The 13,504-nt window shown below is 71.8% G+C and carries 9 protein-coding genes; 7 read left to right on the top strand and 2 right to left on the bottom strand.

Translation table 11 applies throughout. From position 1 onward, the window contains the following. Window positions 1–64 precede the first annotated feature (64 nt). The gene (locus AC07GB_RS23620) at window positions 65–2,326 is read left to right on the top strand and encodes a heavy metal translocating P-type ATPase (RefSeq protein WP_478848494.1); all 2,262 of its coding nucleotides are present in this window, start codon (window positions 65–67) and stop codon (window positions 2,324–2,326) included. 531 nt (window positions 2,327–2,857) lie between these two features. Here AC07GB_RS23620 and AC07GB_RS23615 read toward each other — a convergent pair. Next, on the bottom strand, window positions 2,858–4,156 hold the full coding sequence (locus AC07GB_RS23615; RefSeq protein ID WP_478848492.1) for a citrate synthase: 1,299 nt from the start codon (window positions 4,154–4,156) through the stop codon (window positions 2,858–2,860). A gap of 220 nt (window positions 4,157–4,376) precedes the next feature. Then, window positions 4,377–6,632 carry an SF1B family DNA helicase RecD2 gene (gene recD2 / locus AC07GB_RS23610; RefSeq protein WP_478848490.1) on the bottom strand — a complete coding sequence of 752 codons (2,256 nt, stop codon included), beginning with the start codon at window positions 6,630–6,632 and terminating at the stop codon, window positions 4,377–4,379. 181 nt (window positions 6,633–6,813) lie between these two features. Between recD2 and AC07GB_RS23605 the strand changes: the two genes are divergently transcribed. The 6 genes from AC07GB_RS23605 (at window position 6,814) to AC07GB_RS23580 (ending at window position 13,457) form a co-directional block, all read left to right on the top strand. Continuing rightward, a complete protein-coding gene (locus tag AC07GB_RS23605; RefSeq protein WP_478848488.1) occupies window positions 6,814–7,863 on the top strand; it encodes a LacI family DNA-binding transcriptional regulator in 1,050 nt (349 codons plus the stop codon). Continuing rightward, window positions 7,860–9,449, top strand: a complete 1,590-nt coding sequence (locus AC07GB_RS23600; RefSeq protein WP_478848486.1) for a sugar ABC transporter ATP-binding protein — start codon at window positions 7,860–7,862, stop codon at window positions 9,447–9,449. Before AC07GB_RS23605 ends, AC07GB_RS23600 begins: the two co-directional genes overlap by 4 nt. Next, the gene (locus AC07GB_RS23595) at window positions 9,436–11,403 is read left to right on the top strand and encodes an ABC transporter permease/substrate-binding protein (RefSeq protein WP_478848484.1); all 1,968 of its coding nucleotides are present in this window, start codon (window positions 9,436–9,438) and stop codon (window positions 11,401–11,403) included. The genes AC07GB_RS23600 and AC07GB_RS23595 overlap by 14 nt, the downstream gene beginning before the upstream one ends. 60 nt (window positions 11,404–11,463) lie before the next feature. Further along, window positions 11,464–12,393, top strand: coding sequence for a ribokinase (locus AC07GB_RS23590; RefSeq protein ID WP_478848482.1), 930 nt, complete (start codon window positions 11,464–11,466; stop codon window positions 12,391–12,393). Further along, the gene (gene rbsD, locus AC07GB_RS23585; protein ID WP_478848480.1) at window positions 12,390–12,785 is read left to right on the top strand and encodes a D-ribose pyranase; all 396 of its coding nucleotides are present in this window, start codon (window positions 12,390–12,392) and stop codon (window positions 12,783–12,785) included. Before AC07GB_RS23590 ends, rbsD begins: the two co-directional genes overlap by 4 nt. A gap of 264 nt (window positions 12,786–13,049) precedes the next feature. After that, window positions 13,050–13,457 (top strand): DUF937 domain-containing protein, encoded by a 408-nt coding sequence (locus AC07GB_RS23580; RefSeq protein ID WP_478848478.1) that lies wholly within the window; start codon window positions 13,050–13,052, stop codon window positions 13,455–13,457. Window positions 13,458–13,504 lie beyond the last annotated feature (47 nt).

The raw sequence follows: 13,504 nt of genomic DNA, 5'->3' as shown, positions 1-13,504 counted from the left end.
GGGCCCCGCGCCACGACGGCGCGGGGCCCCGAGCCCATTTCCCCCACGCCGCGAAAGAGCCGTCATGAACACCTCCGAGGTCGAACTCGCCGTCGGCGGCATGACCTGCGCCTCGTGCTCGGCACGCATCGAGAAGAAGCTGAACCGCATGGAGGGCGTGACCGCCTCGGTCAACCTCGCCACGGAGAAGGCCAAGGTCAGCTACCCCGACGGGGTCGAGGTCGCCGACCTCGTCGCCACGGTCGAGAGGCTCGGCTACTCGGCGCGCGAGATCGTCCCCCCGAAGCCCGACGCGCCCGACGGCCCGGCGGCGGACCCCGCCGGGCGCCCCACCACCGCCGACCTCACCGAGGCCGACCAGCTGCTGCGGCGCCTGCTGGTGTCCGCCGCGCTCGCCCTGCCGGTCGTCGTACTCGCGATGGCGCCGGCGCTCCAGTTCACGTACTGGCAGTGGCTGTCCCTCACGCTCGCCGCGCCGGTCGTGGTGTGGGGCGGCCTCCCCTTCCACCGGGCCGCGCTCCTGAACGCCCGGCACGGCGCCGCCACCATGGACACGCTCGTGTCCCTCGGCACGCTCGCCGCCTTCGGCTGGTCCCTGTGGGCCCTGTTCCTCGGCACCGCCGGGGAGCCCGGCATGCGGCACGGCTTCGACCTGACGGTGCGGCGCACCGACGGCTCGTCGGCGATCTATCTCGAAGTGGCCGCGGGCGTCGTCACGTTCATCCTGCTCGGCCGCTATCTGGAGGCGCGCTCCAAGCGCAAGGCGGGTGCGGCGCTGCGCGCGCTGATGGAGCTGGGCGCGAAGGACGTCACCGTACTTCGAAATGGCATTGAGAAGAACGTTCTAGTCAGCGACTTGAAGGTAGGGGACCGGTTCCTCGTGCGGCCCGGCGAGAAGATCGCCACCGACGGGCGCGTGGTCGAGGGCGCCTCCGCCGTGGACGCCTCCATGCTCACCGGCGAGTCCGTGCCCGTCGACGTCACCGCTGGGGACGCGGTGACCGGGGCCACCGTGAACCGGAGCGGGCGGCTCGTCGTCGAGGCCACCCGTGTCGGGGCCGACACGCAACTGGCCCGGATGGCCAGGCTCGTCGAGGACGCGCAGAACGGCAAGGCCGCCGCGCAGCGCCTGGCCGACCGCATCTCCGCGGTCTTCGTACCCGTCGTCATCGCGCTCGCCGTGGCCACGCTCGGCTTCTGGCTCGGCAACGGCGCGGGCCTCACCGCCGCGTTCACGGCCGCCGTGGCCGTGCTGATCATCGCCTGCCCGTGCGCCCTGGGCCTGGCCACGCCGACCGCCCTCATGGTCGGCACCGGGCGCGGCGCCCAGCTCGGCATCCTCATCAAGGGCCCCGAAGTCCTGGAGTCCACCCGCCGCGTCGACACGATCGTCCTGGACAAGACCGGCACCGTCACCACCGGCGCGATGACCCTCCAAGAGGTGTACGCGGCCGAGGGCACGGGCGAGAAGGAGCTGCTGCGGCTCGCGGGCGCTCTGGAGCACGCCTCCGAGCACCCCGTCGCCCGGGCCGTGGCGGCGGGTGCCGCGCGGCGGTCGGGGCTCGACACGGCCGACCTGCCGACGCCGGCGCGGTTCGAGAACGTGCCCGGGGCCGGGGTGCGGGGCACCGTGGACGGGCACGCGGTCCTCGCCGGCAGCGCGCGGCTGCTCGCCGAGGCCGGGGTCGCGGGCCTCGACGCGCTGGCCGACGCCCGCGCGAGGGCCGAGGCGGCGGGTCGTACCGTCGTGCTGGTCGCCTGGGACGGCGTCGCGCGCGGCCTGCTCACGGTGGCCGACGCCGTCAAGGACACCAGCGCCGAAGCCGTGCGCGACCTGCGCCGACTCGGGCTCACCCCGGTGCTGTTGACCGGCGACCACAGGGCCGTTGCGGAGACGGTGGCGCGGGCCGTCGGCATCGGGACCGTGTACGCGGACGTCCTGCCCGAGGACAAGGCGGACGTGGTGCGGCGGCTGCGCGCCGAGGGGCGGGTCGTGGCCATGGTCGGCGACGGCGTGAACGACGCGGCGGCACTCGCCACGGCGGACCTGGGCCTGGCCATGGGCACCGGCACGGACGCCGCGATCGAGGCGAGCGATCTCACCCTCGTACGCGGCGACTTGAGGGCCGCGGCGGACGCCATCAGACTGTCCCGCAAGACCCTCGCCACCATCAAGGGCAACCTCTTCTGGGCCTTCGGCTACAACGTGGCCGCGCTGCCGCTCGCCGCCGCCGGGCTGCTCGATCCGATGATCGCCGGGGCGGCCATGGCCTGCTCGTCGGTGTTCGTAGTGACGAACAGCCTCCGCTTGCGGTCTTTCACATAGACTCGCGATCCTTCACACTGTCTTCGCGGGACCCTCACGTGGGAAGGGGAATCCACATATGGGTCCTCTTGTGTGCACACAGGACATATGCAAGAGACGCAGATCACAACGATCCGAACGTAACCATCGAGGGGACTCGTGAGTCTAAGAGGGCGACACCAGAGGGATCTTGGGGGATCCGTCCGGTGTTCGGGGACATCTTGGGGGATGTCGCCGAAGGGGGTACCCCCAGCTCCTTGAGAGCCAGGGGGAGCGTTGGCCGGGGCACGTGCACCGGGGAGCTTTGAGCGGCCCTCCCGAATCCGTACGCGTCCCGGCAGATCGCAGTGCCGCACCCAGACTCGGGCAGCACCTCAGACTCCCGGCCGGATCCCGTGGGGGGAATCCGCACCGGGGCAAAGGAAAGCGCCCCGTCCGTCGACCCGTGGGGGGATCGACGGCGGGGCGCTTTTCGCTGGCGTGGGCGCCCTGAACCGCGCTGAACCGCTTGTCCTCAAACGCCGGACGGGCTGAACAGCTCGGCCACAGCGGCTAGCGGGACTCGACCGGGACGAAGTCGCGGATGACCTCGCCGGTGTAGATCTGGCGGGGGCGCCCGATGCGGGAGCCGGGCTCCTTGATCATCTCGTGCCACTGGGCGATCCAGCCCGGAAGGCGGCCGAGCGCGAACAGGACCGTGAACATCTCGGTCGGGAAGCCCATGGCCCGGTAGATCAGACCGGTGTAGAAGTCCACGTTCGGGTAGAGCTTGCGCTCGACGAAGTAGTCGTCGGCGAGAGCGTGCTCCTCCAGCTTCAGGGCGATGTCCAGAAGCTCGTCGGACTTGCCGAGCGCGGAGAGGACGTCGTGCGCCGCCGCCTTGATGATCTTCGCCCGGGGGTCGAAGTTCTTGTAGACGCGGTGCCCGAAGCCCATGAGCTTCACGCCGTCTTCCTTGTTCTTCACCTTGCGGATGAAGGTGTCGACGTCGCCACCGGTCGCCTGGATGCCCTCCAGCATCTCCAGGACCGACTGGTTGGCGCCGCCGTGCAGCGGACCCCACAGCGCGGAGATGCCGGCGGAGATCGACGCGAACATGTTCGCCTGCGACGAGCCGACCAGGCGGACCGTCGACGTCGAACAGTTCTGCTCGTGGTCCGCGTGCAGGATGAGCAGCTTGTCGAGGGCCGAGACGACGACCGGGTCCAGCTCGTACTCCTGGGCGGGGACCGAGAAGGTCATGCGCAGGAAGTTCTCGACGTACCCGAGGTCGTTGCGCGGGTAGACGAAGGGGTGGCCGATCGACTTCTTGTAGGCGTACGCCGCGATCGTCGGCAGCTTGGCGAGCAGCCGGATCGTGGAGAGGTGACGCTGCTTCTCGTCGAACGGGTTGTGGCTGTCCTGGTAGAACGTGGACAGCGCGCTGACCACGGAGGACAGCATTGCCATCGGGTGGGCGTCGCGCGGGAAGCCGTCGAAGAAACGCTTGACGTCCTCGTGCAGCAGGGTGTGCTGGGTGATCTCGTTCTTGAACGTGGCCAGCTCGTCGACCTTCGGCAGCTCGCCGTTGATCAGCAGGTACGCCACCTCGAGGAAGGTGGAGCGCTCGGCCAGCTGCTCGATCGGGTAGCCGCGATAGCGCAGGATGCCCTGCTCGCCGTCGAGGTAGGTGACGGCGGACTTATAGGCGGCGGTGTTGCCGTAGCCGCTGTCCAGGGTCACCAGACCGGTCTGGGCGCGGAGCTTGCCGATGTCGAAGCCCTTGTCACCGACCGTGGACTCGATCACCGGGTAGGTGTACTCGTCGTCGCCGTACCGCAGTACTACAGCGTTGTTAGCGTTCTCGCTCACGTCATCCCTCACCGACGTTGTGCCTCTTCTTCGAGGTGCCCTGACTGTCTCTACCATCCCCCATTTGGCCCTGGAGAGTGCACTCGGGGTCGACCATTGGGCCTACTAGCGGCACTCAGTGCCGCCAACCTGGTCATCCTGCCCCCTTCATCCCCGTTCCGAAAGTGGTGTGTGACCTTTACGACTCAAATGATCGATCAACCGGGCGCGGGCGTTGACGTCAAACCGTGCGACGGCCCGCGAGCCGGTGGTCCAGGGCCGTGCAGCGCCTGCCCGCGGAGACGGTGCGCACCGCCTGCCCCAGAGCCTTGCGCGAACCGACGAGCACGACCAGCTTCTTGGCGCGTGTCACGGCCGTATAGAGCAGATTCCGCTGAAGCATCATCCAGGCGCCGGTGGTGACCGGGATCACCACCGCCGGGTACTCGCTGCCCTGGGAGCGGTGGATCGTCACCGCGTACGCGTGGGCCAGCTCGTCCAGCTCGTCGAAGTCGTACGAGACCTCCTCGTCCTCGTCCGTCAGGACCGTGAGGTGCTGCTCGTCCTGGTCCAGGGCGGTGACGACGCCCACCGTGCCGTTGAAGACGCCGTTGGCACCCTTTTCGTAGTTGTTCCTGATCTGGGTGACCTTGTCCCCCACGCGGAAGACGCGGCCGCCGAAGCGCTTCTCGGCCAGGCCGGGGCGGGCGGGGGTGATGGCCTGCTGGAGCAGGCCGTTCAGCGTGCCGGCGCCGGCCGGGCCGCGGTGCATGGGGGCGAGGACCTGCACGTCCCGGCGCGGGTCGAGCCCGAACTTCGCCGGGACGCGGCGAGCGGCGACGTCGACGGTGAGCCGCCCGGCCTCCTCCGTGTCCTCCTCCACGAACAGGAAGAAGTCCGTGAGGCCCTGGGTCAGGGGCGACTGCCCGGAGTTGATCCGGTGGGCGTTGGTGACCACGCCCGACTCCTGGGCCTGCCGGAAGATGCGGGTCAGCCGCACGGCGGGGACCGGGCTTCCCTCGCTCAACAGGTCCCGCAGGACCTCGCCCGCGCCGACGCTCGGGAGCTGGTCGACATCGCCGACGAAGAGCAGGTGCGCGCCCGGCGGCACGGCCTTCACCAGCTTGTTGGCGAGGAGCAGGTCCAGCATGGAGGCCTCGTCCACGACCACCAGATCGGCGTCCAGGGGCCGGTCCCGGTCGTACGCGGCGTCGCCGCCCGGCTTCAGTTCGAGCAGGCGGTGGACCGTGGAGGCCTCGGCTCCGGTCAGCTCGGCGAGGCGCTTGGCGGCACGGCCCGTGGGCGCGGCGAGCAGCACCTTGGCCTTCTTGGCGCGGGCCAGCTCCACGATGGAGCGCACCGTGAAGGACTTGCCGCAGCCGGGCCCGCCGGTGAGGACGGCGACCTTCCGGGTCAGGGCGAGCCGGACGGCGGCCTCCTGCTCGGGCGCAAGCTCGGCACCGGTGCGCCCCGCGAGCCAGCCGAGCGCCTTGTCCCAAGCCACGTCCTGGAAGCCGGGCATCCGGTCGTCGTCGGCGCGCAGGAGGCGCAACAGCTGGGCGGACAGCGACAGTTCCGCGCGGTGGAAGGGCACCAGATAGACGGCCGTGACGTCAGGCCCGCCGTCGGGCCCCGGCACGGGCTCGCGCACCACGCCCTCCTCCTCGCCCGCCAGCTCGGCGAGGCAGTCGATGACCAGGCCCGTGTCGACCTGGAGGAGCTTGACCGCGTCGGCGATGAGGCGCTCCTCGGGCAGGAAGCAGTTGCCCTGGTCGGTGGATTGCGACAGCGCGTACTGGAGGCCGGCCTTGACGCGGTCGGGGCTGTCGTGCGGGATGCCGACGGCCTTGGCGATGCGGTCGGCGGTGAGGAAGCCGATGCCCCAGACGTCGGCGGCCAGGCGGTAGGGCTGGTTCTTGACGACGGAGATCGACGCGTCGCCGTACTTCTTGTAGATCCGCACGGCGATGGAGGTGGAGACGCCGACACCCTGGAGGAAGACCATCACCTCCTTGATGGCCTTCTGCTCCTCCCAGGCCTCGGCGATCTTCTTGGTGCGCTTGGGGCCGAGGCCGGGCACCTCGATGAGCCGCTTGGGCTCGTGCTCGATGACGTCCAGGGTGTCCACGCCGAAGTGGGTGGTGATCCGGTCGGCCATGACGGGGCCGATGCCCTTGATGAGGCCGGAGCCGAGATAGCGGCGGATGCCCTGGATGGTGGCGGGCAGCACCGTCGTGTAGTTCTCCACGGTGAACTGCTTGCCGTACTGCGGGTGGGAGCCCCAGCGGCCCTCCATCCGCAGCGACTCGCCGACCTGCGCGCCGAGCAGGGAGCCGACGACCGTGAGCAGGTCGCCCGCGCCGCGGCCTGTGTCCACGCGCGCGACCGTGTACCCCGTCTCCTCGCTGGCGAACGTGATCCGCTCCAGGACGCCCTCGATGACGGTCATACGGGGCGCGGGGACACCGGGCGAACCCTGCCGGGCAGCAGTCGACATGATCCGACGCTACCGCCGGGCACCGACAACGCGCCCCGCTCCCCCGCGCCCGGCTGCGGGAGGGGCGGGCGTGGCGTGGGTCACGATCTGGTTTCGGCCAGCTGTCAAGGGGTTGTCAGCCAGCCGTGTAATCGTTTTCACTCCCTCGTGTAATCGATTCCACGAGGAGGTGGCATCGGCAGTGGCAAGCGTCGGCATCAAAGACGTCGCGGCCCGGGCGGGAGTCTCCGTGGCGACGGTGTCCCGGGTCCTGAACGCGCACGCGTCCGTCAGCCCGGCCGCCCGCGCCCGCGTGCTCGACGCCGTGGCGCAGCTCGGCTACCGGCCCAACACCCTGGCCCGGTCCCTTCGCACCGACCAGACGCGCACGCTCGGGCTCGTCATCAGCGACGTCCTGAACCCGTACTTCACCGAGCTGGCCCGCTCCGTCGAGGAGGAGGCCCGCGCGCTCGGCTACAGCATCATCTTCGGCAACGCCGACGAGCGGCCCGAGGTCCAGGACCACCACATCCGCACCCTTCTGGACCGGCGGATCGACGGCCTGCTCGTCTCCCCCGCCGACGGCGGCTCCCCGCTGGTCCTGGACGCCGCGCGCGCGGGCACCCCGATGGTGTTCGTGGACCGCTGGATCCCGGGTGCGGACGTGCCCGTCGTCCGGGCGGACGGCCGCGGCGCGGTGCGCGACCTGGTGGCCCACCTGTACGCGCTCGGCCACCGCAGGCTCGCCATCATCGCGGGCCCCGCCGCCACGACCACCGGCAGCGAGCGCGTCGAGGCCTTCCGCGAGGCGCTCGCGGAGTACGGCCTCGAACTGCCCGCCGCGTACGTGGGCCAGGGCGACTTCCAGGCGGCGAGCGGGCGGCGTGCCACCGAGGGGTTCCTGGACCTGCCGACGCCGCCCGACGTGGTCTTCGCGGCGGACAACCTGATGGCGCTCGGCGCGCTCGACGCCGTCCGCGCGCGAGGGCTGCGGGTGCCGGACGACATCGCGCTCGCCGCGTTCGACGACATCCCGTGGTTCGTGCACACCGACCCGCCGATCACCGCGATCGCGCAGCCGACGGGTGAGCTGGGCCGGGCCGCCGTACGCGCCCTCGCCGACCGCATCGAGGGGCGCGCGCCGCAGTCGGTGACGCTGCCCGCGCGCCTGGTGGTGCGGCGCTCGTGCGGCGAGCCGGCAGGGCCCGAAGCCCCCACCGAGGAACCCCCAGCTGGAAGGAGCACCCCGTGAGCCACGACGGTGAGCTGCTGCGCGTCGAGGGCATCCGCAAGGCCTTCCCCGGCGTCGTGGCCCTCGACGGCGTCGACTTCGACCTGCGTGCGGGCGAGGTGCACGTGCTGCTCGGCGAGAACGGCGCGGGCAAGAGCACGCTGATCAAGATGCTGTCCGGCGCCCACCAGCCCGACGCCGGGCGCATCCTGGTGGACGGAGACGAGGTCCGCCTGCACGGCGCGCAGGACGCCGAGCGGCTCGGGATCGCCACCATCTACCAGGAGTTCAACCTCGTCCCCGATCTGACGGTGGCCGAGAACATCTTCCTGGGCCGCCAGCCGCGCCGCTACGGCCTGATCGACCGCAAGAAGATGGAGGCCGACGCGGCGCGGCTCCTCGCGCGCGTGGGCGTCGACGTGTCGCCGCGCGCCCGCTGCCGCGAACTCGGCATCGCGCGGCTTCAGATGGTGGAGATCGCCAAGGCGCTCAGCCTGCACGCGCGCGTGCTCATCATGGACGAGCCGACCGCCGTGCTCACCTCCGAGGAGGTGGACAAGCTCTTCTCCCTCGTACGGGCGCTGCGCGCGGACGGCGTGGGCGTCGTCTTCATCACGCACCACCTGGAGGAGATCGCCGCGCTCGGCGACCGCGTGAGCGTGATCCGCGACGGCCGCAGCGTGGGCCAGGTGCCCGCCTCCACGCCCGAGGACGAGCTGGTGCGCCTGATGGTGGGGCGCTCCATCGAGCAGCAGTACCCGAGGGAGCGGACCGAAGTGGCGGGCGGGGACGCGCCGTTGCTGCGGGTGCGCGGCCTGACCCGCGGCGGTGTCTTCCACGACGTGGACTTCGAGGTGCGCGCGGGCGAGGTCGTGGGCGTCGCGGGCCTGGTCGGCGCGGGCCGCACGGAGGTCGCGCGGGCCGTCTTCGGCGCCGACCCGTACGACGCGGGCTCGGTGGAGGTCGCGGGCCGCCCGGTCCCCCGCCACGACGTGTACGCGGCGATGACCGCGGGCATCGGCCTGGTGCCCGAGGACCGCAAGGGCCAGGGCCTGGTCCTCGACGCCTCCGTGGCGGACAACCTGGGCCTGGTGACGCTGCGTTCGGCGACCCGGGCCGGGCTGGTGGACCGCGCCGGGCAGCGCGCGGCGGCCGAGCGCGTCGCCGCGCAGCTCGGCGTGCGCATGGCGGGCCTGCACCAGCACGTGCGCACCCTCTCCGGCGGCAACCAGCAGAAGGTCGTCATCGGCAAGTGGCTGCTCGCCAAGGCGCGGGTGCTGATCCTCGACGAGCCGACGCGCGGCATCGACGTCGGCGCGAAGGTCGAGATCTACCAGCTCATCAACGAACTCACGGCGGCCGGGCACGCCGTCCTGATGATCTCCAGTGACCTGCCCGAGGTGCTCGGCATGAGCGACCGGGTCCTGGTGATGGCCCAGGGCCGCCTCGCGGGCGAACTCGCCGCCGAGGACGCGACGCAGGACGCCGTGATGGCCCTGGCCGTCAGCCACACCACCGCCCTTGACCGGGCCGCCGTCGAGCGGCACGACACCGCCCCCGCGGGGGACGGCAACGACGAGAAGGGAGCCTCCCGTGGCGACCACTGACCTGCGTCCGGGCAAGTCCGGCGCATCCGGCGCGGGCGGCGGCCTCGACCTGCGCCGCGTGCTGCTCGACAACGGCGCGCTGAGCGCCCTGGTGGTCCTGGTGGTGGCGATGTCGCTGCTCTCCGGCGACTTCCTCACCACGCAGAACCTGCTCAACGTCGGGGTGCAGGCGGCCGTGACGGCGATCCTCGCGTTCGGCGTCACCTTCGTCATCGTCGCGGCGGGCATCGACCTGTCGGTCGGCTCGGTGGCGGCGCTCTCGGCGACGGTCCTCGCCTGGTCGGCGACGAAGGAGGGCGTGCCCGTCTGGATCGCGGTGATCCTGGCCGTCGCCACGGGCCTGGCCTGCGGTGTGGTCAACGGCCTGCTCGTGTCGTACGGGAAGCTGCCGCCGTTCATCGCGACGCTCGCGATGCTGTCGATCGGGCGTGGCCTGTCCCTGGTGATCTCGCAGGGCAGCCCGATCGCGTTCCCGGAGTCCGTGTCCAAGGTGGGTGACACGCTCGGTGGCTGGCTGCCGGTGCCGGTGCTCGTGATGGTCGTGATGGGTCTGGTCACCGCGCTGATCCTGGCGCGTACGTATCTGGGCCGCTCCATGTACGCGATCGGCGGCAACGAGGAGGCGGCGCGTCTTTCGGGCCTGCGGGTCAAGCGGCAGAAGATCGCGATCTACGCGCTGTCCGGTCTGTTCGCGGCCGTCGCGGGCATCGTGCTCGCCTCGCGTCTGGTGTCCGCGCAGCCGCAGGCCGCGCAGGGCTACGAGCTGGACGCGATCGCCGCGGTCGTCATCGGCGGGGCGAGCCTCGCGGGCGGCGTCGGCAAGGCGTCGGGGACGCTGATCGGCGCGCTGATCCTGGCGGTGCTGCGCAACGGCCTCAATCTCCTCTCGGTGTCGGCGTTCTGGCAGCAGGTGGTGATCGGCGTGGTGATCGCGCTCGCCGTGCTCCTGGACTCGCTGCGCAGGCGTACGTCGGCGTCGGCGGGCACGCCGGCGGGCAGTACGTCATCGGGGGCCGGGCGCAAGGGCCCGCAGGCGCTCAAGTACACGCTCGCGGCGGTTCTCGCGGCGGCCGTCATCGCGGCGGCGTCGCTGTGGAACCACGGCTCTTCGGGTACGTCCACGAAGGTCGGCCTGTCCCTGTCGACCCTGAACAACCCCTTCTTCGTCCAGATGAAGGAGGGCGCGCAGGCCGAGGCGGAGAAGGCGGGCGTGGACCTGACGGTCACGGACGCGCAGAACGACGCCTCCCAGCAGGCCAACCAGTTGCAGAACTTCACCAGCGGCAGCATGAAGGCCGTCATCGTCAACCCGGTCGACTCCGACGCGGTGGGCCCGGCGGCGCGCGCCGCGAACAAGGCCGGCATCCCGGTGGTGGCCGCGGACCGGGGCGTGCACAAGGCGGACGTCGCCACGCTCGTGGCATCCGACAACGTGGCGGGCGGCAGGCAGGCCGCGAAGGCCCTCGCCGACAAGCTCGGCGGCAAGGGCGAGGTGGTGGTCCTCCAGGGCACGGCGGGCACGTCCGCGAGCCGGGAGCGGGGCCAGGGCTTCGCGGAGGGCATCAAGGCCTTCCCCGGCATCAAGGTGGTGGCGAGGCAGCCCGCGGACTTCGACCGCACCAAGGGCCTGGACGTGATGACGAACCTGCTCCAGTCGCACGGGGGCGTGGACGGCGTGTTCGCGGAGAACGACGAGATGGCGCTCGGCGCGGTGAAGGCGCTGGGCGGCAAGGCGGGCAAGTCGGTGTCGGTGGTCGGCTTCGACGGCACGCCGGACGGTCTGGCGGCGGTCGCGGACGGCACGCTGTACGCGTCGGTGGCGCAGCAGCCCAAGGAGCTGGGCCGAATCGCGGTGCGCAACGCGGTGGCCGTGGCGGACGACAAGAAGGTGCCGTCCTTGGTGAAGGTGCCGGTGAAGGTGGTCACGGCGGAGAACGTGAAGGCCTTCCGGTGACCGTACGGTGGCGGGGCGGCCATTTCAGGCGGCGTGAACAGCGCGAAAGGCAGTACGGGAATGGATGAGTACGACCTGTTGGTCGTGGGGTCGGCCAACGCCGACCTGGTGACGGCTGTGGCTCGGCGGCCGGGGGCGGGCGAGACGGTCCTCGGCTCCGACCTGGCCATCCACCCGGGCGGCAAGGGCGCCAACCAGGCGGTGGCGGCGGCCCGGCTCGGGGCGCGGACGGCGCTCCTCGCGCGGGTCGGCGACGACGCGCACGGGCGGCTGCTCCTGGATTCGCTGGGGTCGGCGGGTGTGGACACGGCGGGGGTCCTGGTGGGCGGCGCGCCGACCGGGGTCGCGCTGATCACGGTGGATCCGTCGGGTGACAACAGCATCGTGGTGGCGCCGGGCGCGAACGCGCGGCTCACGCCCGCCGACGTGCGGGCGGCCCGGGGTCTGTTCGAGGCGGCGCGGGTGGTCTCCCTTCAGCTGGAGATCCCGCTGGAGACGGTCGCGGAGGCGGCCAGGGGCCTGGCGTCCGGGGCCCGTCTGGTGCTGAATCCGTCGCCGCCGGCGCCGCTGCCGGCGGAGGTCCTTGAGGCCTGCGATCCGCTGATCGTGAACGAGCACGAGGCGCGGGTGATCCTGGAGGGCGCGGGCGCGGAGGTGCCTGACTCGCCGGAGGAGTGGGCGGGGCGGCTGCTGGCGCTCGGTCCGCGTTCGGTGGTGGTGACGCTCGGCGCCGAGGGCGCGCTGGTGGCCACGGGTGAGGGGGCCGAGCGGGTGCCGTCGGTGAAGGTCGACGCGGTGGACACCACGGGTGCCGGGGACGCGTTCACGGCGGCGCTCGCGTGGCGCCTGGGTGTGGGTGACGACCTGGCGACGGCGGCGCGCTACGCGGTGCGGGTGGGTGCTCTCGCGGTGACGCGGGCGGGCGCGCAGGCCTCGTATCCGACGGGTGCCGAGGTGGCGGGGTTCGGCGGGGCGGGCGCGGCGCGGTGAAGCGGGCGGGCATACTCAACCGCCATCTCGCGGGGGCGCTCGCGGAGCTGGGCCATGGTGACCGGGTGCTGGTGTGCGACGCGGGCATGCCGATTCCGGTGGGTCCGCGGGTGGTGGACCTGGCGTTCACGGCGGGGGTGCCGTCGTTCGCGCTGGTGTTGGACGGGTTGCTCGCGGAGCTGGTGGTGGAGGGTGCGGTGGCGGCGGTCGAGGCGCGGGCGGCGAATCCGGCGGTGGCCGGGCTGCTCGTGGAGCGTTTCCCGGGGGCCGCGCTGGATTTCGTACCGCACGCCGAGGTGAAGGAGCGGTCGGCGGGCGCGCGTCTGATCGTGCGCACAGGGGAGGCGCGGCCGTATGCGAATGTGCTGCTGACCTGCGGGGTCTTCTTCTGAGGCGGTCTGGGCGCGGGGTGTGCGGGGCCTGAGCGCGGCGGGCGGGGGGGGTGCGGGCACTTCGAGGGGGCCCGGTCCGTCGACCGGGCCCCCTCGGTTTCCCCTCCCTTGTCAGCGCCCCACTGGATCCCCCCAGATCCCCCCTCCGGAGCGCATGACACCCACTACGACCCGTGACACCCGGGAACGGTTGCACGGCTGCGGAAAGTTACTCCGGAAGATTTCAGCGTGCCGACAAACACGTCCAGACGTAGCTTTCCGTACATGAGTGACACCTCATTCGAAAACGACGTACTCGACGAGCTGGGTGACGACAAGCTCCAGGAGATCGCCACCCTGCTCGGCACCGACACGGACGGGGCGCGGAGCGTGGTGGGCACCACGGCCTCCACCCTGTCCGCTCCCCTTCAGGAGGAGGCGGCCGCGCAGGCCCCCGCCCCCGCGGAGGACCCGCCGCTCCAGGGCGTCGCCACCCTGGGCGCCGGGCTCGGCGGGATGCTCGGCGGCGGTATGGCGGGCGGGGTGCTCGGCAAGCTGAGCAAGCCGGTGGCGAGGGCGGTCGCGAAGAAGACCGGCCTCCCGGAGGCCACGGTGAGCCGGGTGATCGAGATGGTGCTCCCGGTGGCCCTGGCGGTCCTCAGCAAGCGCGCGGCGGGCGGCGGCAGGAAGTAGCGCGTCGCACGGGCGGGGCGGGCGGCGGCAGGAAGTAGCGCGTCGCA

The sequence above is a fragment of the Streptomyces sp. NPDC045778 genome (genome assembly GCF_056431945.1).
The sequence above is the reverse complement of the archived record's forward strand: the minus strand, read 5'-3'. Positions and strand labels throughout refer to the sequence as shown.